This window comes from Amycolatopsis sp. NPDC051371 (assembly GCF_040682155.1).
Lineage (GTDB): Bacteria > Actinomycetota > Actinomycetes > Mycobacteriales > Pseudonocardiaceae > Amycolatopsis.
Genome location: NZ_JBFBAG010000003.1, coordinates 362,997 through 383,208 on the forward strand (window position 1 = coordinate 362,997; position 20,212 = coordinate 383,208).

A 20,212-nucleotide genomic window follows, 5' to 3' on the forward strand; every position below is an offset into this window, starting at 1 on the left:
TGGTCGGCCGGTGCGCTCGGACACCGGGGTAGTGATCGACGTGGACAACGAAGTGTCCGATGTGGACAATTCGGTGGACACGGTTGTTGTGCCCGGGCCTCCGCCGGGCCAACTGGACCGGTTCCCATCCGGACTGATCGCCGAGATCCGCCGGCTCGGCGGTGCCGCACGCCGGGTCACCTCGGTGTGTACCGGTGCGTTCCTCTTGGCGGAGGTCGGGTTGCTGACGGGAAGGCGGGCCACAACGCACTGGTTCATGTGCGCCCAGTTGGCCGCACGGTTCCCCGATGTGACCGTGCGACCGGACGCCCGGTCGTGGTGCCGTCACTGGTTTCCACGTCAGTCTCGTTTCCGGCCCGCGGCATTGCGGTCGATGCCGCGAGGTTCAAGCCGTTGGCACAGTTGACCGTTGCCGGCTCTCCACCGGTGTCGTAGGTCGTCTTCGCCAGCCTCACCGTGCTGTGGGCCATCGTCGTCCCATCGGGCAGCATCCCGCGAGAACCGTTTTCGCAATCCGGTCGTCTTCCGAGTGCGAGCGTGCGTGCTCCCTGGCACCGGAGGCATTTGTCATGAGTGGAAGCCATGTGTCTGCCCAGCTCATCGCCGATTACGTCATGGGCGTCGAGCTGCCGCCGGACGTCGTCCAGGAACTGGAGACACACCTGGAATCATGCGCAGACTGCCGCGCGAAGCTCACATCATTCACCCCTCGCGACGTAACGTTGCTGGCCGACCGTGTCTGGGCGAGGATCGTGTCGTCGCGGCCCCAGCAGACACGGCCAGCACGTTTCCTGATGAGCTGCCTCATAGTGATCGCGTTGGTTGCGCTCGCTGTGATCCTGCTAAGCGCACTCATCGCCCGAGGCTGAAGCTCGGTTACCGGGCGAGCGGATCATAGTGATGACCTTCGGAGACGCCCTGCGTCACCGAAGGCGGGCCAGTGGATCATGCGCGACGTCTGCGCCCGATGAAGGCTCGACGTGCACGACCGCAGCGGTCAGCCGCGGGATCGTGCGCACCAGGCGATGTTCGACATCATGGGCAAGACGGTGGGCCTGGTCTACGGTGAGCGTCGCCTCGACGGTGACCGCGAGTTCCGCGCGCAGGCTGTGGCCGATCCAGCGCATCCGCAGATCCCGGGCGCCGAGCACCCCGGGCACCTCGCGGGCTGCGTGTTCGACGAGATCGACGGTGGCGGAGTCGGCCGCGTCCATGAGACGGCGGAACACCTCCTTCGTGGCGTCCCGCAGCACGTACAGGATCGCCACCGTGATGACCAGCCCGAGGATCGGGTCGGCCAGCGGGAACCCGAGCGAGACACCCACGGCGCCGAGCACTACCGCAAGTGAGGTGAAGCCGTCGGTCCGGGCGTACAGGCCGTCTGCAACCAGGGCGGCGGAGCCGATGCAAGAGGACTGGTCAGGAGCAGCAGCGTCCGGGACGCGCAGTGATCCTTCTGTTTGTCGTCAGCAAACGTTCGCCAATCTCTGTCCGAACCAGCACCCAGTTGACAACGCGCGTGATTCGAAGTCAGTAGCCACCGCGGTTACTATTTCAGCGGTATAAGCCCAAGACGATGAGGGGTTCTCGTGCTCCGCCTGCCAGACTGGCCCCGTTGCTGTCGATTTCGACAAGGTTTACGAAGCCGAAGGCCTCAGCGATCTTGTTGATCGCATCGGCTGTCGCCAACGTCCTGTCGTCGAGCGTGCCTTCGCCGTTCTCGATCACGGTGCGCAGGAGCGCCTTTTGGCTATCCGGCATCTTCTTCAGCCACATGGTCAGTTCACGGCGGACTTCGTCAGAGTCTCCCCAGGGACGGGCAGGATTTATTGCCGGATTCTCCGAAAACGGGAAGTCAGTCATATCTACCTCAACACCGGCTTGCCCCCTTGAGAAATTAGTATAGCAAGAACGTAGTTGGATCGCATGTACCGCGTTGCCAGAATGGATTCACGGTTTCGCTGTTTCATCCGGCGGCCAGGCATTCGTGCTGGTAGGTCCCGATCGGTCCAACGCGTGGGGCGGTGGTAGTTGATGATCGGGCCAGCCAAGTGCTCGGGCACCGAGTACGGCAGCGTGCACGGTAAAGCGTTGGGTTGCGTCGTAGCCGGTCAGAGTTTTGACCCGGTGTTCGCCCATGTGAAGCACGGTTCCGGTCGCGGCTCCGCTTGAGCTCGAGGAAACCGTTCGTATCAGCCACACTGATCAGGCCGTCCCAGAGTTAGCCGGCAGCTTCGCCCCAGGGCCCGGCGCGGCCACGCGTCGAACAGGGCCGTGCCCACCGGCGTCAAGAACGGGTGTCCCGACTGTGACAGACGGTCGTCGATCAATCTGGTGTCGTGATTGGGCGAAGCGGCGGGTCGTAAGCTTTGGGATGTGACGGATCAGTTGACGGTGGCAGTGGGACGGCGTGCCGCACGGGCGATCCTGATCGACGATCTCGCTCGGTTGGTGTTGATCAAGCGGACCAAGCCGGGGCAGGCGCCGTACTGGACCGCGCCCGGTGGCGGTGTCGAGAACACTGACGCCTCGGTGGAGGCGGCCTTGTACCGGGAGCTGGCGGAGGAACTGGGCGCGAAGGCCACGGATGCCTCGCAGGTGTTCCTCTTCAGCTCGCCGTCGGACGGTGGAGTCGCTGTGCAGCACTTCTTTGTGGCGCGGCTGGCTGGCCTGGACGAGTCGGCCCGGAGTGGCCCGGAGTTCAGCGACCCGTCGCGCGGCGGGTATGACCTAGACCGGGTTGACCTTCGGGGAGACGATCTCGCGTCGATCGACTTGAAGCCGACCGCGTTGAAGGAGTTCATCCTGGCCAACCGAGAGGCCCTGTTGGTCGAGGTAGGCGCAGCCGCCTGAGCTGCGGCTAGGTGCCCCATCGTAGGTACGTCGGAGTGGGGCGGCCGGGCAGTGTGCACAGGGTGGCGTGGTCGGTGCCGAGGGTGTCGCGCAGGGCTGCGGTTTCTCCGGGCCACTTGGCGTAGGCGAGTTCGTCGAGGCGAGCACGCTGCCCTTGGTGAGGTACGGCCGGATGGCGTTGATGGTGTCGCGGGTGGGTTCGTAGAGGTCGAGGTCGAGGTAGACCAGCGCCTCGACGGGCCGGATCGAGCTTGTGCTCGACGGCACGGCTGTGACCACCCTCACCCTGACGTGCTGTCTCGACTGCCGGGTCGCGACCCTCGACTACGTCCACGTCAACGCCGCTTCGCCGGCTCGGCTATGGCCGCACCCTGGTCGCTGCGGCCCACGCCCACACCGTCGGCTACCGCCGGACTGCCCCGCTACCGGACGGCCCGGTGGCGCAGGCGTTCCGTGCTCGCATCTCGTATCCCCGTCCCGTAGTTCCCTGCGTACACCAGGGGCATTGACGAACATTGCAAGCTTTGCGGAGACTGGCGAGGGCGTTGCCGCCGCGGCTGCGGGCGATCAGTACTTCCAGGTGGTGCCGGTGCCGCGGTATTGCTCGACTGGGATCGGCTCGGCTCCCTCGCGCATCTTGTCGGTGTAGAGCGTGCCGTGCAGGTGATCGACTTCATGCGCGACGAGGCGGGCCACGCCGCGCGCAAAGATGGTGATCTTCGTCTGCCCATCAACCGTGGTGTGCTCGACGTGGATCACGTGCGGACGTGGCACCTGGCCACGGACGTCGAAGAAGGACAGGCAGCCCTCGTACTGCTCGTCGACATCTCCTGCGGACTCGATGATGGTCGGGTTGAACAGGGTGATCGCCTCGCCGTCCGGCGTGCGCACAATCGCCGCTGCCCTGTCGATACCGATCTGGGGCGCCGCAATACCCATGCCTTTGCCGAACGTGTGCGCGTGGGCGACGCGCTCGCACGCCGAGTTCAGCGCGGTCACCACGCGGCGGGCGTCTTCGGCCTCAGCTGGCAGATCGAAGCGGCGTGCGACGCGCCGCAGGGCCGGGTCGGTGTCCTGCACGATGCCGAGTGAGGCCATGACGGAGCTCGGCGTTGGCGGCGGACCGTCGACGGCAGCTGCGTGGCCGCGGAAGTCCCATTCGAGCCGGTAACGGGCGTGCAGCGGCGGGTCTTCGCACGACCAGGAGAACACGTGCCGGTCGCCGGTGTCGTCGCGGGCGATGGCGGTGGCGAACGGCATGGCCTGCGCGGTCATCGACGTGTGCAATCCCCACACGGCGGCCGACAGGTCTGCGGGGAAGTCGAGGCAGACCGACAGAGTGCGGGTTGGGAGCCTGACCGCGCGCTGGAACCAGTTGCCCCAGTGGACTTCGCTTACGGTGTACTCGTACTCGATCCAGCAAGATTCCCCAGGATACAAGGGAAAATGGCCACGTTGCCCGGCGAAGAGCAGCCAAACTTCCTTGAAGGCATCGCGGTCGTGATGGGGAGTCCAGTCCATCGCGTCGGCCCGGTTCCGGCCGTGCCAGGCGTGCAGGTTGATTTCATCCCAGGCGAGCGGATTTTCGCTGTAGAGCCGGTTCGAGCGTTCGGGGTCGCCGGGGTAGCGGTCGACGGAGATCCGGATCAGGTACCGGGTGATCGGTTCGGTGCCTTCGTTGACGAGGCGGCGGCGTTGGGTGAGCCGGTAGACGCCGTCGTCGTAGCGCAGGGTCGCGTCGTCGTGGTCGACCACGAGGCTTCCGGCCGTCGCGTCGAGCACTGGCGGAACGGCGGGCCGGGCCTTCGGCGGGCGGCGGGCTTCGAAGTCGCGGAACGCGGCGTGCAGGGCACCGCCGGCGCGTAGTGCGCTTTCGGCGTGCCCGGCGAAGGCCTCGGAGGGGCGCTCGGTGCCGGAAAGGACCTTGGAGACGTAGGAGCGGTCGTACCCCATCGCTTTGGCCAGCGCGGCGCGGGAATAGCCGCGTACATCACGCCAGCGCTCCAGCTCGACGGCGAACACGTTCACCTCGGCGCCCGGTCCGCCGGTGTCGGTGGTGCTGGTCGCGCCCGTCGTCATCGCCGCCTCCGCCGATCAGGACCGTGAGTGTGTGTGAACGCACCGTGAGTCGTCGCTCAGTCTAGTTTCCCACAGCGTGCGTGCGGTGTCCTCGATCTTGCTGCCCGCACGGCGCACCCGATCAGGGCAGGAGACGGTCGGAGCGGCGGGCGTGAGGTGGCAGGTCGCAGAAGAGTGCGAGGAGGGGCCATGGACGAAACGAGCGCAAGTGACACCTCGATGCGTCTGGTGCGGGTTGGTGTGGTGGTGGTGCTGCGGCACGGCGTGCGGCGCGTCGCCGGTTTCGACGGCATCGACCGGGCGGAGGTGACCGCGGTCTGCGAACTGGATCCGGTCCGGAGGCAGGAAGTGTTGCGGACGGCGTCGCCGGGTTGTCGGACGCTGAGCTGGGCGGAGATGAGCGACCGCGGCCTGGTCGACGCGGTGGCGGTGTCGCCGCCCAACGACCTGCACACCGCCCACGCCCGCGAGGCGCTGCTCGCGGGTCTGCACGGGGCCGTGCGAGCGCGACTGCGTAGCCGTCTCTCGCAGCCCATGATCGTCTTGCAACCGAGGTCACATGGTGATCGCGTCGGTTGTGCGCGGTTGTGTCGTAGGAATCGCGATCGCGATGCTCTTGTCGTCGTGACGTTTGGCACGCGGCAGGTCCACCCCTGCAGGGTCGTCCTGAGCTTCCCATTTCTCGCATCGGCGCAGGACCTGTTCGAGGAACTCAGGTTCAGCGGATGCCAGCTGCGGCCAGTCGTCCAGATGAAGGTGCTGCATAGGCTTGTAGGCGCCGTCGGTGGCCAAGCCGACCCAAGGGACTTCGGCGGTTCGGAAGCGGCGGACGAGGGCGTTCGCCGCTGCGGCAGGCTCCGCCTCAGCGATCCAGTATCCCCCCGGCCGGTTGCGACGATCGGCCTGCTGCATCTGCAGCTCTCGCAGGATGGCTCGGTGAGCCGCGTCGAACCCGAAGCCACCGGCGAGGCGCCGCCGGTACCGCCTGCTTGGCTCGAGGTCGCGCCGGCCAAGGCGCGTGTCCGTAATGATCGTCGTAGGCAGCACGACGAGATTGTCGCCCAACAGCAACAGATCGAGCCAGCCGTCGTGCTCACGCACGATCGTGACCGTGCTCGAGGGCGACTCGCCCGGGCGAAGATCCAAGCGCGCAGCGACGTCGCGGATTGCCTCCCCGAGAACCTCCGCAAGGTCTCCGCCGGGCGCGTGAGCAAGGCGGTCTTTGAGTTGTGCGCCGAGCTCCGCGGCATAGACCGCAGGAGGAACTGGCACAGGCGCGAACGCCGAGGCCCCGTCGAGCATGATCACACCGTTGGTCATGGTGACGATCTTGTCATCGCTGGCGTGGATTGCCGGAAGCTGAGCGGATACTGTCTCCACGTGGCTCACCACATGAAGGGGCCGGCGAGGAGTTCGCTGGCAGTGACGTGCCGGTCATCGACGAAGCAACGAATCACCATCGAGCAGGACGCGTCACCGGTCATGGTGAACAGCGCCGCGAGATTGTTGGCGAGGAAATGAGCGGCGCCGAGCGAGCCGATCGTGTGAATCCCAGCGATGTGCACGACCACCCGCCCGTCCCGGATTTGCCGTGCAAGATAGGCAATGTCGCCAGATTGCGGAGCGGGTTCATCCGCCGGGGAGCCGTGCCGAACACCGGTGCCGACCTCCTCGACCCACCAGCGAGATCCGGACTGGACCATGCGCAGTGCAGGGTCGGCTTCGAGCAGATGCGCGCCAACCGGTGCCGACTTCGGTCCACAGACGACAACCGCGTCGCCGTCAGGGAGCGCTGCCTGCTCGGGTTCGATCTGACGACGGGTGACAACGAAGGACAAGGAGTGGAGCAGCTCGGCCAACTGGTCGGCGGCCTCGGCGTCTTCGGCTGCGATCAGAGGGCGTTCCCGATCGGTGGTCTGATAGCGGAACGGCACGCTGATGCTGACGGGACCATGGCCATAGAAGAGGCGTTCGGCGGCCGGCGCGGTCTTCATCAGCTGCGAGAGCCGACTCTTGGTCAGCCCGACCTCCGGGGCGATGTCCTTGTCTTTCATGGCGAGGTCGGTTCGAGCGCACTCGATCGCGTGGCGGCGGATGCGAGCGAGCTCAGCGGCCAGCTGGTTGTAGTAGGTCAGCAATTCGGTCGCCCGCCGCCCGCGACGCAGCGGATCGGGGTCACGGCGCAGCTCGTCGAACTCGCGATCGATACTCACCCTCACGAGTTTAGACCTCTTGACTGGCTCGCTTGCCGCACCCTAGCATCCAGTTAATACCACTAAACTAAGCAACCGAATCTCGATGGGACACGGAGTTGAGGGGTATCAACCACGACATCAGGGCCGGACGGAAGACGCGATCGACGCCTGCGTGGACAAGCCGACGACGGAGACCTGCAGAGCACGGACGAGAGCAACGGACTCGCGGGAGAGCCGGTCTGCACCGAGGACTACCGGCATACCGCCGCATCACCTGCGACCGCCGACCGATTCTCATCCCCCCAACCTGATCGAGTCCGATCGTGAAGGAGCCCATCTGATGACCGCACTCCTGACGACGGCTAGGCCCTCCCTGTCCGATCTCATCACCCGCATGAGGCGACGGACTCGCCGCGTCGATCGCCATGCCGATGTGATCGCCGAGCTGCAGCGCTCGCGGCTGATTCCGGCATGCTTCGTGCCAGGCATCGAGCACCAAGCCGCGGCTGCGATCGTTCGCGCCGGCCTGCCCACTGTCGAGCACCGGCGCCGGACCCTGCAGCGGCGCATCGACGAGCACCTGTTCCTCGACACCACCGCCCGTGCCGCCGTGCGGGTCTTGGCCTGCCGGGACGACCGCGCACACCGCGTCCGGATGCACGTCGCCGAAGTCGGCGAGCCAGGCCTGTGGGACCGCATCGTCGTCAACTTCACCCAATGGGAGATGACCGGACGACCGGTGCCACCCATGGCCGGGCCGAGCGGATTGGCCTCGTGACACTCGTGATCGCGGCCCCATGACGACCTCGGCGGGAAGCACACCCTCGCCGCCGCTCGCGGCCGCGGTGGTCCGCGCCTTCGCCACCGCCCCGCCCGGCGGCTACCAGCACCCGGTTCTGGCCGCGGCCTCCGCCCTGGCCGCCGAACATCGGATGCGCGCGCAGGTCCACCGACTTCTCGTGATCCCCGACGCCGACGCGCACGCCATGACCGCCGAGATCCGCGCCGAGCAGCGCGGAAACGCCGCGTCCGCGGTGCTGATCGACCGGTTCGACCGGTGGGCCGCGGTCGAGCTGCCCGAGCGGGATTGGCGTGAACCGCGATGAAGGGTGCGAACATCCGGCCGATGGCCGGGTTGGTGGTCGCGGCGGACAGTCCGGCCGGACGTGCTGCCGAGGCGATCAACGATCTGACCCGGCACCTGCCCGAGCCCGGCGCACCGGCGGTCTGCCCGACGTGCGCGGCCCGGTTCTGGCCGTGCACCTACTTCTACGACGCAGCGCACCGGATGCACAATGCGCGCCTGCGGGTCGGCGACGTCGTCCCAGTGGAACTGCATCCGCGCCTGTGGCCTCCGCCCGCAGCATCGGCTACGCCGCACGATTCGCGAGCGTGGCCGCCCGAGACCGGCACCTTCGGCGAGGAACACGACCATGGATGAAGTACTGAGCTCCGCCCTCCGCGATGCGGTGTTCGGGCGGCTGGATTACCTCGATCGCCTCGCCGAGGAGGGCGACCAGCACAGCAAAGCCGCCCTCGCGGACTCCGAGATCGTGCGGCTGACCGGCGCGTTCCGCGCGCTGCTGGCCGACCATGAGCCAGACGAGCACGGCCGCTGCCGCTCCTGTGCGGCGACGCCGTGGCGGCACCGGGCGCGGTGCATGGTATGGAAAGCCGCCTACCGCGATCTCGTCGGCGACGCCGTCCACCGCACCGCTGCACCCGGGCGACACAGCCTTCGCCCGCCCCGCCCGGCAGCCACCTGATCCTCCCGGCGCGTGCACCCGCAGCCGGGGAACATCTACTGGAAGAGTGATCGAGTGAACACCTTACGAGATGACGGGACCGCCACCGAGCAGGATGCCGCCGCGCTGCGCGCAGCGATGGTCGACCAGCTGCGCGCCCACGACGAACTGTGCACCGCCCCGGTGATCCAGGCATTCGCCACGGTGCCGCGCGAGGCGTTCGCCCCCGGTGCGCCGCTGGCGCAGGTTTACAACCGCGACGACGTCGTCATCACCAAGCGGGACGAGAACGGGCTCGCGACCAGCTCGGTGTCCGCGCCGCGGATTCAGGCAATGATGCTGGAACAGGCTGACATCCAGCCCGGAATGCGGGTACTGGAAATCGGGTCCGGTGGCTACAACGCCGCGCTTATCGCCGAACTGGTCGGCACAGGCGGGCACGTCACCACCGTCGACATCGACCCGTTCGTGACCGACCGCGCCACCGAGTTCCTCGCCCAGACCGGGTATACCCAGGTCCGGGTCCTGCGCGCGGACGCCGAGGGGGGCGTACCCGAGCACGCCCCGTTCGATCGGATCATCGTCACCGCGGGAGCGTGGGACATTCCGCCGGCCTGGACCGAGCAACTGGCCGAGGGCGGTCTCTTGGTCGTTCCGCTGCGTATGCGCGGGCTCACCCGCTCGGTCGCGCTGGTGCGCGAGCAGGGCCGCCTGGTCAGCCGCGGCTACGTGCTGTGCGGATTCGTTCCCATCCTGGGCGCGGGCGCCAACGCCGAGCGGCTAGTCCTGCTGTCCGGCGAGGACGTCGCGCTGCGCGTCGACGGCGACCAGGTCGTGGATGCCGACGCCCTGCGCGACGCACTGAGCCTGCCGCAGGTCGTGCGGGAATCGGGGGTGGAGGTGGGCGGGTTCGAGTCGTTCGACGAGCTGGACCTCTTCCTAGCCACCGCGTTGGACGACTTCGGGCTGCTCGTGGCCACGCCCGAGGCGATCGAGTCCGGACTGGTGCAGCGCTCGGCCCGGATGGGCGCGAAAACGGCGCTGGCCGGGTGCAGCTTCGCCTATCGAGCCTCGCAGGCGACCTCGGACGACCGCACGTCCTTCAAGTTCGTCGTTTACGGTCACGGCCGCGACGGCGAGGCCGTCGCCGAGGAGTATGTCGCGCTGATCCGTGAGTGGGACCGCCTGCACCGGCACGGTCCCGGAGCGCGGATCGAGGTGTTCCCGGCCGGCACCCCCGACGCCGAGATCGGCGAGGGCCGCCTGATCGAGAAGAACCACACGCGCGTCCTGATTTCCTGGCCGTCCCCGTCCTGACCAAGGGGACCGGGCAGGCAGTCCCATCCGCATGATTCACCAAACGCTGTAGAGGAGATTTCGGCATGACGTTGCAGCACACCCCGGCCCTGACCGCAGGACCGGACACCGAGTTCGACCTCGACCTGACCATCGTCGCGTCCGGGCCGGTGGTGGCCGACCTGATGCGCAACACCGACGACAACTGCGGCTCGACCTGCCAGAGCGCCTGCTCGAACAGCACCTGCTGATCCGCGGTGCGCTGACCGGTGACGGCGTGGTGGACGAGGTGCCCGACACACACCGCCCACCACGCCGTCGTCTTCGCGAAGGGGTTGTTGACGTTGTACACCGCCATCGACGCAGCCATGCTCCGGATCGCCGCCCAACCATCCAATGTGGACACCCAGAGCTGGCCGGATCTGACCGCCGGGACAGTGCTGCACTGGCGCGACTGGCTCAGCAGCGTCTGGTCGGACACGGCGTTCGCGCAGGCGGTGGCCGCGTCCAGCCCGGATCTCGCGCGGCGGGTCAGGTCGGTGTGCGGCGGACACGAGCAGCGGCCGCGTCGAGTCCGCAGCGCCGTGGAGTCGGTGCTGCGGTATCGGCTGCGGGCCTCGAGCCGAGCCACCCCCTTCGGCCGATTCGCCGGGGTAACACCCGCCGCGTACGGCGCGACCGCCAGAGTGCGGATCGGTCAGGACCACCGCCTGACTACCCGCGTCGAGGCAACGTGGCTATCCGGTGTGATCACCGAACTGGAGCAATGCCCGGGACTGGCCGAACGACTGTCGGTCGTGCTGAACAACACGGCGATCCTGCGGGACGACCGCCTCGTGATCGGCCTGCGCCAAGCGCCGGGCCCAGCCGAAGCCCGCATCGACCCAGCCGAGGTGTCGATCCGGCTCACGGCGGCCATCGAGCTCACCGCTCACACGGCACAGACTCCCATCCAGCTGGCCGACCTCGCCGATCTGCTCGCCGCTACATATCCCGGCACCGCCACGCCTGGGATCACGGCAATGCTGCGCCAACTGGTCGAGCAGCGTGTCCTGATCAGCAGCCTGCGCCCGCCCATGACCGTCACCGACCCGCTCGCCCACGTCCGCACAGTCCTGACCGACATCCACGCCGAGGACATCCCGGCCTCGGCCAGCACGCTCGCCGCGCTGCGTGAACACGTCGGCCCCCACGATTCCGGCCCGGTCGATTTGCGTATGGACGCCGAGGTTGTCCTGCCCAAAGCGGTGGTCACCGAGGCCGCTCGGGCCGCGGGTGTGCTGGCGCGGCTGACGCCGCACCCGTTCGGCAATCCGATCTGGGTGGACTACCACGCCCGTTTCTTGGAGCGTTACGGCATCGGCGCGGCCGTGCCGCTGCTGGAGCTGGTCAACCCCGGCATCGGCCTGGGTTTCCCGGCCGGATACCGCGATTCCCTGTTGGAGCGCCCGGCGCCGCGTGTGACCGGCCGTGATGCCGCCGTGACACGGCTGGTCCAGCTCGCTGCCCTAGATCGTCGCGTCGCGGTTGCTCTCGACGACGCGGCGATCGCCGAACTGGAAGCCGCAGACGTGGCCCGGGCACAGTTCCCTCCACACACCGAACTCGCCGTCCGAGTCCACGCTCCAAACCGGGCGGCGCTGGACGCCGGCGAGTTCGAGCTGGTCGTGTCGGGTGCGTTTCGAGCCGCCGGCACGACCACCGGTCGCTTCCTCGACCTGCTCGACACCGCCGAGCGGAGCCGCTTCATCCGGGCCTATGCCGAAGTGCCCACGGTCAACGCCGCAGCACTACGGGTCCAAGCGTCCTGCCCGCCGCTCTATACCGACACCGAGAACGTCGCCCGCAGCCCGCAGATCCTGCCGGATCTGCTCTCGATCGGCGAGCACCGGACCGAGATCGACGGTGTGCTGACGCCGTCGGACCTGCTGGTCGTCGGCGATGCGCACCGGTTGTATCTGTGGTCCCGTTCCCGGGCACGGCCAGTCGAGCCGGAGGTGTTCAGCGCGGTCGAGTTCACCAACTTCGCGCATCCGCTGCTGCGGTTCGTCTGCGAGCTCACGACCGCGCGGACCGCCGTGTGCCGGCCGTTCTCCTGGGGAAGCGCTGGCCAGCTGCCGTTCCTTCCCCGGCTGACCTACCGCCGTACGGTTCTATCGCCCGCCCGCTGGACGCTCACCAGCAAGGACCTTCCGGACACGGCCGCGTCCTGGCAGGAGTGGACAACGGGGGTGCGCGGATGGCAGGAGCGGATGATGGTGCCAGCTGCGGTCTACCTCGGCGGCAACGACCAACGCGTTCTCCTGAACCTCGACGAGCCTGCACACCTCTACCTGCTGCGAGCCCAGCTCGACCGCCACGGCCGGGCCACCGTGCACGAAGCTCCTACTGCCGAGGACTTCGGCTGGATCGACGGACATGCCCATGAGATCGTCGTCCCGCTGGCCACCACCCGCGTCCGGACATGGCCGGCGATCGCGGCTCGCACCACACCGATCATCGCCACCACCGCCGAGGACGACCACCTCCCCGGCGCCGGAAAGTGGCTCTTCTGCAAGCTCTACGGCCACCCTGATCGGCACACCGCCTTGCTCACCACCCACCTGCGGGAACTGCTGTGGACGTTCGGCGGGCCGGTGCAATGGTGGTTCATGCCCTACCGTGACCCTGACGATCACCTGCGTCTACGCATCCGCCTGACCGGCCCCCGAGGCTTCGGCGAGGTGGCGACCCGGGTCGGCGGATGGGCTGCGGAGCTGCGTCGGAATGGGCTGATCGCGACGATGCAGCTCGACACGTACCGCCCGGAAACCGGCCGCTTCGGGCACGGTCCGGCGATGATCGCCGCGGAAGCGGTATTCGCCGCGGACTCCGCTGCCGCGCTCGCGCAACGCACCCACGTGAGCGGCCCGCAGTTCGCGGACGTCCGGGCGCTGACCGCGGCGAGCCTGGTGGACCTCGCTGCCGGGTTCACTGGCGACACGACGGCGGGCGCCGCGTGGCTGATCGAGCACATCGCCACCGACCCGATCACCGCGCCCGCCCGCGCCGTCTTCGACCAGGCACTGCACCTGGCCAACCCGTACACCGACGCGGTGCGCGGCCTGCCCGACGGCGAGCACATCATGGCGGCGTGGGAGCGGCGGCGAGCAGCGCTGGCCACCTACCGCGACACGCTCACCACCACCTCCGGCGCGCCCGCTCCAGACGGCGTGCTGGCATCACTGCTGCACCTGCACTGCATCCGCACGTCCGGGATCGCCCCGGACCTCGAGCGGACCTGCCACCGTCTCGCCCGCACCGCCGCCCTGAGCCAGACCACCCACCCGAAGTCTCGCTCATGAACCACCCCGACCCGTCAATGCTGGCCCTGGCCGACGACATCGCCGCAGATCTCGCAGACCCGCACACCGCCTTCGCCGCACACAACAGCCTCCACCGCCCGCAACCGCAGTCACTGGCCGGCGGCAGCGCCGGAGTCGCGCTTCTGCACACCGAACGCGCCTTCGCCCAGTCCGGCCGGTGGAGCACCGCACACGCGTGGCTGTCGGGCTCCGCAGCCGGCGACCTCAATGGCGGCTCCGGCTCGTGCCTGTTCTTCGGCGTACCCGCTCTGGCGTTCGTCACCCGGGCCGCGGCCGAGGGCACAGGTCGCTATCGGCGCGGCTTGGCCCAACTCGACACCGCAACTCATCAACTGACCCGCGTCCGGCTCGCGGCCGCGCATGAGCGCATCGACCGCGGCGAACGTCCTGCGCTGGCCGAGTTCGATCTGATCCGCGGCCTCACCGGACTCGGCGCCTACCACCTGCTGCACTCGCCCGAGCACGCGACGACCGCCGCAGTGCTGGCCTACCTGGTCCGGCTCACCGATCCCCTGCCAGGCGCGGACGGGCTGCCGGGCTGGTGGACCGAGCACGGCCCGACCGGGCAGTCACTGGCCGACTATCCGGGCGGGCACGGCAACTTCGGCATGGCCCACGGCATCACCGGCCCGCTCGCCCTGCTCGCGCTCGCGCTGCGCCGCGGCATCCTCGTCGACCGGCACCGCGAGGCGATCGCCCGCATCTGCGCCTGGCTGGACTGCTGGCAGCAGCCCCATACCCACGGCCCGTGGTGGCCACGCACGATCACCGTCGCCGAAGCCCGCGACGGGCGGTGCGATCAGCCCGGCCCGCTGCAGCCGTCCTGGTGCTACGGAACACCCGGCATCGCCCGCGCCCAGCAACTCGCCGCGCTTGCCACCGGCGACACCGCCCGCCAGCAGACAGCCGAGACCGCCCTGCTCGGCTGCCTGACTGACCGTGCCCAGCTGTCGCGGATCATCGACCCCAGCCTCTGCCACGGCGCCGCCGGCCTGCTGCATACCACCTGGCGTGCCGCCAGCGATGCCGCAACCGGCGAGCTCGCCGGGCAGCTGCCGCCCCTGACCGCGCTTCTGCGGGACCGCGTGCAGGCCGGGCCGCACAATATCGAACTCTTGGAAGGACGTACCGGCGCGGCGCTCGCCCTGCTCACCGCCGCCACCGGCACCGGCCCGCGATCACGCTGGGACTCCAGCCTGCTGCTCGCCTGAAACCGACCGGAGGACCAGCATGACCACCGCCGACGGCCCACCGCTCCAGCCGGAAACACGCTGGCAGCAGGTCACCGTCGAGTTCACCGACTACGCCGCCGCCGAGAAGATCACCGCCGACCGGCTCCGACCAGTCATGAACACCGTCGCGAAGGCGTGGTGGTTCATCCGCAAGGCGCCGTGCTGGCGGCTGCGCTACCTGCCAGAACAACCCGACGCCGGCGCTGAGGCTCGCCGCGTCGTCGCCCGTACGCTGAAGAACCTGCACGACAACAGCGGCGGGATCGCCAACTCGGTCGAGGCCATCTACGAACCCGAAATACATGCCTTCGGCGGTAGCAGCGGCATGAGCGTGGCGCACACGCTGTTCCACCACGACAGCCAGCACATCCTCGACCACCTGGCCCATCCTCGTGACCACCGGCGCGAACACACCGTCCTGCTGTGCAGCGCGATGCTGCGCGCGAGCGGACTGGAATGGTATGAGCAAGGCGATGTCTGGGCTCGCGTCGCCGAAAACCGGCCCCTGCCGCCCGACATCGCTCCGGAGCACCTCCGTCGCGTACAGGCGGGTCTTCGGCGGCTGATGACCGTCGATGCGAATCCGGACAGCCCGCTGGCCGGACCGCACGGTCAGCTCGCCGGGATCGGTGCATGGCTGAGCGCGTTCCACAACGCCGGCACCGAGGTCGGCGCACTCGCCCGGGCGGGGAAACTCGAACGCGGCCTCCGGGCCGTGCTCGCCCACCAGGTGATCTTTCACTGGAACCGAATCGGCCTGTCCTACGCCGAACAAGGCGTCCTCACCCACGGGGCGAAAGCGGTGGTCTTCGGAGACTGACTCTCTGCAGGATTGTCCGCGCCCAGCAACGGGCCAGCTGCGCCGGTTCGAGCAGATCTTCTACCGCAGCCCGGTATCGTGCAGCGCCTCTACCATCAGCGCCCAATCATGGTGTCGTGAATGTGGTCATCGAGTTCAGCCAAGAAATCTTCGGATCGCCATGGCCGGAGGTCGCGTCGAGCCAGCCGGATACGTTGGGCGGCGACTCGGCCACCCGTCGTGGCGGCAATGTCGACGGCTTTGTGCAGCAGGTCGACGCAAGCAGCCGGGTCATCGAGGCGCAGTCGCGCGAGCGCCAAGTCGGTGCTGACAATGCCGCGCTGGACAGCATCGCGCGACAACCGCAGTGCGGCAACCGACCGGCTGAGGCTGTCGTGCGCCTGGCCCGCGTCGCCTGCGTGGAGGGCGCACAGGCCATCGAACCCGCTCAAGTGGTCGGCGTTGAACCCGCTGTGCGGATCATCGACGGCCAACTGCTCGACGGTCTTCCACGCTCGGTCCAAAGCAACAACTGCCTCGCGGGTCTGGCCAGCCCGAGCGCTGATTTCTGCGTGTACCGCGTGGGCGCGGGCCCGGACCGCGTAGCTGGGGCCCCGGTGCGCGTCGACGGTCGCGGCGCGAGCAATCGTCCGAGCTGCGGCCAGGTCGTCGGTTGCATGCAAGGTCACCATGGTGTGGCTCGTCTGGATCGCGGCTCGATGGCTTCGGTCCGCGAGATGTCCAGCTGCTCGGGTCGCTTCGGTGTACAGAGCCATGGCCGCTTCGTCGTCTCGGGTCTCGAAGGCCAGGCGTCCGGCGAGCGAGTACGCAGCAGCGGCGAGCAAGTGCAACTCGCGGCGCGGACCCACCTGGTCAAGCTCCAGGAACCGTCGGCAGGCCTCGACGATGGGCGCGAGCTGGAGTTGGAGGCGAACGAACGGCGCTCCGCCGATCTGGCCGTTGATCGCCGCGACCGACTCGTGCAGCCGGCTGACCACCTCGTGGTCGAGCGTCGAGGGGTCGCGTTGGACCGCCCCGATAGTCGGCAGTGTCGCATGGGCGAGCGCAACCAGCAGGTCGCCGCCATGGTTCTGGCCGCTCTGCGCGACGAGATCAACGAGATGCTGTATTCGCTGCGGCGGAGTCCCGAAGTGACGAAGCGCGTCGAGCAGGGTCTCGAAATCGGATCCAGGTCCGATCGCCAGGTCTCCGGCCGGGGTTCGCGCGTAGAGCTGCGCCAGGAGTAGCTGGTAGCGGTCGCCGGGGCTGGTTCGGTCGGAGACGCTTTCCCACCGGGCGACGGCGCGCTGGATGCTGGCGAGATGTCGGTTCATCAGGGAGGTGACCGTGAGCTGTTGCGCGGTATCCCGCAGTGCTCGAGCCAGGTCGGTCCAGGACCAGCCGCGCCTCTCACGCAAATGGCGCAGCAGGAGCGCCCCGGACTGCCGATCAATCGTGGTCACAATGGTCAGTACACCATCCGGTCGGTATTAGACGGGCGCAATTAACCGGGGCTTGCCCTGTTCGGCTGCGTAGTTGATTGTGTACCAGGTTCCGCTGGACGGGTCAGTGCCCCGCGGAAATCCGATGACGAAGCCGCTGCTGTCCACCATCCACCGGTTACGAGCGCGGTAGGCCACAGCGCTCAATCGGTCTGCACCCAGTTCCACGACCTCGGCCAAGCGGCCGTCCTCCTGCCATCGGCGGATCGAGGCAGCTGCCACCGCGGGTTGGTCGGCTACTGTGCAGGGCACAACGACGCTCAGCGACGCTTGGCTGAAGTCGGCCAGCCAGTCCAACGCGGCGGTGTCAATGCCCGCTGCGCCCCCCACATAGAAGTGAGCGTGCGGGTCGGCGAACGGCCGGAGATAGCTGTCGAAGATCCTGGATAGCTCAGACTCGACGGAGAGCGAACGAGTACCAGTGATCGTTACGTGTCGGACCACGCGCGCCATCCTTCTCGCCGAATGTCATCAAATGTCATCTGTCTCCGACGCACTTGATCATGATTTCCTGAACGCAGCTGCTACGGCGAAGATCATTCCTCGCTCGCTGCGGCCAACTGTCCCTCCCCGCGACGAGCACGGTGATCACACTGAGTCTTGCATTCCGAGATGGTCAACGGGCGTTTCGCCGTCGACGTCGACGGCACGTGCGTCGTTTCTGTGGTGCCGGCTGCCTCGGTCCCGCTGGAACGGGCAGGTCGCGTTGCAAGCGATGTCGTGGCCGTCAGTCAGGAAGTTTTGATCAGCCCCATCCGGTCAGCCATCCCGCGCACCTCACGGGCCACGTTCTCCCGACGGGCGCGGGCAAGCATCGTGGAGATGATCTCCCGCACGAACGGGTTCGTCCGCGTCCGAATTCGGCCGAGCTTCTCGGCGCGTACCAGGAGCGCCAGCACCTCCTCGTCGGGACGTCGGAGGCCGTACAGCGCACGGGCGTGCTCGATCAAGAACGTCGTACGGCGCGAGTCGATCGTCAGGTCGACCGGATCGAGAGTCGTAGCAAGGCTCGCGGCTTCAGCGTGGTCACCTCGCTCGAGCGCGGACGAGATGCGCCACAGCACGACGTTGGCCGGACCGAACAGCAGGAAGTTCCGGTTGCCGAACTCGACGTGCTCGGCCAGACCGGCGGCCTCGTCGAGCGCCGCCGCAGCATCCCCGCCCAGCACGGACTCGGTGTATCCCGCGGTCAGCGTAAGCGCGCCCCGTACGTCGTAGGCGTCGGCGGGCACGTGGCCCAGCGCGCGTTCGGCGAGCTTTCCTGCTCGCTTGTGCGCGCCGAGGCCGGACAGGGCTTGGGTGCGTGCGAACTCGGCGAGCGCGATCCAACCGGACTCACCGAGCCGTATCGCGGCCTCGTGGCCGCGGTCGGCAGCGATCCACGCCAGCTCGAACGCACCCAGCCCTTTGGTCAACAGTGCCGTGGTGTGAGTCGCGGTGACCAGCGACCGGAGCGCTTCCGGCCTGCCGACGTGCGTGTGGAGGGCCCGCAGCAGTTCCGGGAGCCGCGCGCCGACCTCGGCATCCTGGTTCGCCTGACGCAACGCGGCGAGCAACTGCGTCTCGGACAACAACTGGTCGAGATCCCCGGTTGGTGGTTCGGCGCCGTCGAGGTCGGTGCTCAGAAGCGCGTCACGGATGGCCGGGATGGCGATGTCGGCCTGGGGGTCGCGGATCTCCAGACCGTCACCGGTGATGTCGGACAGGCTGACCCGCAGAGCATCGGCGATCGCGACAAGCGTCGACCGCTTGTCGATCGCCTTGAGTTCATTTTCGATCTTGGACAAGTACCCCTTCGACAACCCGGACAGGCCCGCGAGCTGGTCGAGGGACAGGCCGCGCCAGCGGCGGAGGCGACGGATCGTGGTGCCGATCGAGTCCATGCGTTCAGCGTACCCATCCAGGTTTCCCAGCGGGAAACCTTTGTGACCTGGATCTTCGTAAGGTCTTTTACTATGTGTGACCACGCGCCTACCTGTTGGATCGTCGAGGGTGTCGATCTGCAGGGCTGTGCGGCTGTTGTCGAGGTAGAGGTGCGGGACGACGGCCGGATCGCGCTCGTCAGCTCGACGGCAGCAGCGGAACCGGTCTTCCTCAGCGCGGATGGGGCTGCCGAGCTGCGGAATCAGCTGGGCGCTGCACTGACGGTCTCCCTGCGTGAGGCGCGCACGACCGGCCGGGAGTCAACGTCATGACCCTGGGCCGCTCGTCGCGACATGACGATCTTCTGGCGCGACAGTTGGCGCCGCACCATGGGCAATCAAGTGCTCGGCAACATGCAGCCAATCCGTCGCGCGGCGACCTGCGCTCCACGGCGGTGGCCATCATGATCCGCCTTCTGGAGCGTCGACGCGAACGGCGACGAATCGCCGTGATCCAGGCACGGCACGCGCTCGTCTCGCTGCCGAACGTCCGCTGGCATGACCGCGACTCCGAACATCACGCCCGCACCCGGCTCCAGGACATCGCCGCGACGGTCGACCGGGCACTGCCCCGCCTCCACAGCGCCTCGGATCACGCGCTCGCGTTGAAGTACGCCCACGCCCGGCTGACCGCGTTCCTGCAGGGCTGGGACGACGCTGAACTGCTCACGCCCATCGATCTTCCCGAGATGTACCAAAGCCTCGTCAGCGCTCTGCACACGCTCGCACTCCGGCTGGAAGCCGAGGAGAACAGGTGCAGGCACGTCCCCCCGGCGAACCCATCCTCGACCGTGACGCCGCCTTCCAGCCCGGCCCGGACAGCCGATGCTCACACCTCCCTCCTGTCCGGTCCGCGCGCCTCGACCGCCAGCGGGTGTCAATCCCACGGCGGTCGAGGCGCTCCAGCTACCCCGATAACCAACCAACCAGGTGATCATGGACAACTCGTCAGTCTCGCCGCGTATCTCCGGTCCCGCAGCGCCGACAGCTTCCGCGGTCGAATCCGCTGAGGTGGCCTCACCGGCCATGGGCTGGGCGCCCGGTGTCGTCGCCGCACGGCTACGGCGCGGCGTCGAACTACCGAACGGACGCATCGTCGGTGAAGCCGACCGCGTCGTCCACCTGATCCCGGTACCCGCCACGGAAACGACGCCCGATCACCTCGCGGCACTCTGCGGACTCGAGATCCAGCCAGGTCAAGCCGACCGCGTCGCTGTTGGAACG

20 protein-coding genes and 1 pseudogene are annotated in these 20,212 nt (G+C 68.0%); 13 read left to right on the forward strand and 8 right to left on the reverse strand.

Annotation, left to right across the window (positions count from 1 at the left end; translation table 11 throughout):
• Positions 1–10: 10 nt before the first annotated feature.
• Together AB0M59_RS06225 and AB0M59_RS06230 are read left to right on the forward strand one after the other, a co-directional pair.
• Positions 11–406: a DJ-1/PfpI family protein gene (locus tag AB0M59_RS06225; RefSeq protein WP_364609573.1), complete on the forward strand. Its 396-nt coding sequence runs from the start codon at positions 11–13 to the stop codon at positions 404–406.
• Between the two features lie 178 nt (positions 407–584).
• Positions 585–869 (forward strand): zf-HC2 domain-containing protein, encoded by a 285-nt coding sequence (locus AB0M59_RS06230; RefSeq protein ID WP_364609576.1) that lies wholly within the window; start codon positions 585–587, stop codon positions 867–869.
• A 54-nt stretch (positions 870–923) separates the two neighbouring features.
• Here the strand turns inward: AB0M59_RS06230 and AB0M59_RS06235 are convergent.
• Together AB0M59_RS06235 and AB0M59_RS06240 are read right to left on the reverse strand one after the other, a co-directional pair.
• A pseudogene (locus tag AB0M59_RS06235) lies at positions 924–1,406 on the reverse strand (cation diffusion facilitator family transporter); the annotation flags it as partial.
• A gap of 148 nt (positions 1,407–1,554) precedes the next feature.
• On the reverse strand, positions 1,555–1,863 hold the full coding sequence (locus AB0M59_RS06240; RefSeq protein WP_364609579.1) for a hypothetical protein: 309 nt from the start codon (positions 1,861–1,863) through the stop codon (positions 1,555–1,557).
• Between the two features lie 513 nt (positions 1,864–2,376).
• Between AB0M59_RS06240 and AB0M59_RS06245 the strand changes: the two genes are divergently transcribed.
• The gene (locus tag AB0M59_RS06245) at positions 2,377–2,853 is read left to right on the forward strand and encodes an NUDIX hydrolase (protein ID WP_364609582.1); all 477 of its coding nucleotides are present in this window, start codon (positions 2,377–2,379) and stop codon (positions 2,851–2,853) included.
• A 567-nt stretch (positions 2,854–3,420) separates the two neighbouring features.
• Here the strand turns inward: AB0M59_RS06245 and AB0M59_RS06250 are convergent.
• The 3 genes from AB0M59_RS06250 to AB0M59_RS06260 form a co-directional block, all read right to left on the reverse strand.
• Positions 3,421–4,932, reverse strand: a complete 1,512-nt coding sequence (locus AB0M59_RS06250) for a peptide deformylase (RefSeq protein WP_364609585.1) — start codon at positions 4,930–4,932, stop codon at positions 3,421–3,423.
• A gap of 555 nt (positions 4,933–5,487) precedes the next feature.
• Positions 5,488–6,312, reverse strand: coding sequence for a hypothetical protein (locus AB0M59_RS06255; RefSeq protein ID WP_364609588.1), 825 nt, complete (start codon positions 6,310–6,312; stop codon positions 5,488–5,490).
• A 5-nt stretch (positions 6,313–6,317) separates the two neighbouring features.
• Positions 6,318–7,145 carry a hypothetical protein gene (locus tag AB0M59_RS06260; RefSeq protein ID WP_364609591.1) on the reverse strand — a complete coding sequence of 276 codons (828 nt, stop codon included), beginning with the start codon at positions 7,143–7,145 and terminating at the stop codon, positions 6,318–6,320.
• Positions 7,146–7,467: 322 nt separating this feature from the next.
• Between AB0M59_RS06260 and AB0M59_RS06265 the strand changes: the two genes are divergently transcribed.
• The 9 genes from AB0M59_RS06265 (at position 7,468) to AB0M59_RS06305 (ending at position 15,585) form a co-directional block, all read left to right on the forward strand.
• Positions 7,468–7,905 carry a hypothetical protein gene (locus AB0M59_RS06265; protein WP_364609594.1) on the forward strand — a complete coding sequence of 146 codons (438 nt, stop codon included), beginning with the start codon at positions 7,468–7,470 and terminating at the stop codon, positions 7,903–7,905.
• Positions 7,906–7,924: 19 nt separating this feature from the next.
• Positions 7,925–8,233, forward strand: a complete 309-nt coding sequence (locus AB0M59_RS06270; protein WP_364609597.1) for a hypothetical protein — start codon at positions 7,925–7,927, stop codon at positions 8,231–8,233.
• A 20-nt stretch (positions 8,234–8,253) separates the two neighbouring features.
• Positions 8,254–8,568, forward strand: coding sequence for a hypothetical protein (locus tag AB0M59_RS06275; RefSeq protein WP_364609599.1), 315 nt, complete (start codon positions 8,254–8,256; stop codon positions 8,566–8,568).
• Positions 8,561–8,893: a hypothetical protein gene (locus AB0M59_RS06280; RefSeq protein WP_364609602.1), complete on the forward strand. Its 333-nt coding sequence runs from the start codon at positions 8,561–8,563 to the stop codon at positions 8,891–8,893. Before AB0M59_RS06275 ends, AB0M59_RS06280 begins: the two co-directional genes overlap by 8 nt.
• Positions 8,894–8,947: 54 nt before the next feature.
• A complete protein-coding gene (fxlM, locus tag AB0M59_RS06285; protein WP_364609605.1) occupies positions 8,948–10,189 on the forward strand; it encodes a methyltransferase, FxLD system in 1,242 nt (413 codons plus the stop codon).
• Positions 10,190–10,254: 65 nt separating this feature from the next.
• Positions 10,255–10,419 carry an FxLD family lanthipeptide gene (locus AB0M59_RS06290; protein WP_364609608.1) on the forward strand — a complete coding sequence of 55 codons (165 nt, stop codon included), beginning with the start codon at positions 10,255–10,257 and terminating at the stop codon, positions 10,417–10,419.
• Between the two features lie 87 nt (positions 10,420–10,506).
• Positions 10,507–13,512, forward strand: coding sequence for a lantibiotic dehydratase (locus tag AB0M59_RS06295; RefSeq protein WP_364609611.1), 3,006 nt, complete (start codon positions 10,507–10,509; stop codon positions 13,510–13,512).
• Positions 13,509–14,744, forward strand: coding sequence for a lanthionine synthetase C family protein (locus AB0M59_RS06300; protein ID WP_364609614.1), 1,236 nt, complete (start codon positions 13,509–13,511; stop codon positions 14,742–14,744). The genes AB0M59_RS06295 and AB0M59_RS06300 overlap by 4 nt, the downstream gene beginning before the upstream one ends.
• A gap of 19 nt (positions 14,745–14,763) precedes the next feature.
• A complete protein-coding gene (locus tag AB0M59_RS06305; RefSeq protein WP_364609617.1) occupies positions 14,764–15,585 on the forward strand; it encodes a thiopeptide-type bacteriocin biosynthesis protein in 822 nt (273 codons plus the stop codon).
• A 95-nt stretch (positions 15,586–15,680) separates the two neighbouring features.
• On the opposite strand, the gene AB0M59_RS06310 is transcribed toward AB0M59_RS06305, so the two are convergent.
• From AB0M59_RS06310 to AB0M59_RS06320, 3 genes are all read right to left on the reverse strand, one after another.
• Positions 15,681–17,027: a hypothetical protein gene (locus tag AB0M59_RS06310; protein ID WP_364609620.1), complete on the reverse strand. Its 1,347-nt coding sequence runs from the start codon at positions 17,025–17,027 to the stop codon at positions 15,681–15,683.
• A 27-nt stretch (positions 17,028–17,054) separates the two neighbouring features.
• On the reverse strand, positions 17,055–17,510 hold the full coding sequence (locus AB0M59_RS06315) for a hypothetical protein (protein ID WP_364609623.1): 456 nt from the start codon (positions 17,508–17,510) through the stop codon (positions 17,055–17,057).
• A 287-nt stretch (positions 17,511–17,797) separates the two neighbouring features.
• Positions 17,798–18,949, reverse strand: coding sequence for a helix-turn-helix transcriptional regulator (locus tag AB0M59_RS06320; protein ID WP_364609626.1), 1,152 nt, complete (start codon positions 18,947–18,949; stop codon positions 17,798–17,800).
• A 308-nt stretch (positions 18,950–19,257) separates the two neighbouring features.
• Here AB0M59_RS06320 and AB0M59_RS06325 point away from each other — a divergent pair, with 308 nt between their 5' ends.
• The gene (locus AB0M59_RS06325) at positions 19,258–19,998 is read left to right on the forward strand and encodes a hypothetical protein (RefSeq protein WP_364609628.1); all 741 of its coding nucleotides are present in this window, start codon (positions 19,258–19,260) and stop codon (positions 19,996–19,998) included.
• Positions 19,999–20,212: the final 214 nt, after the last annotated feature.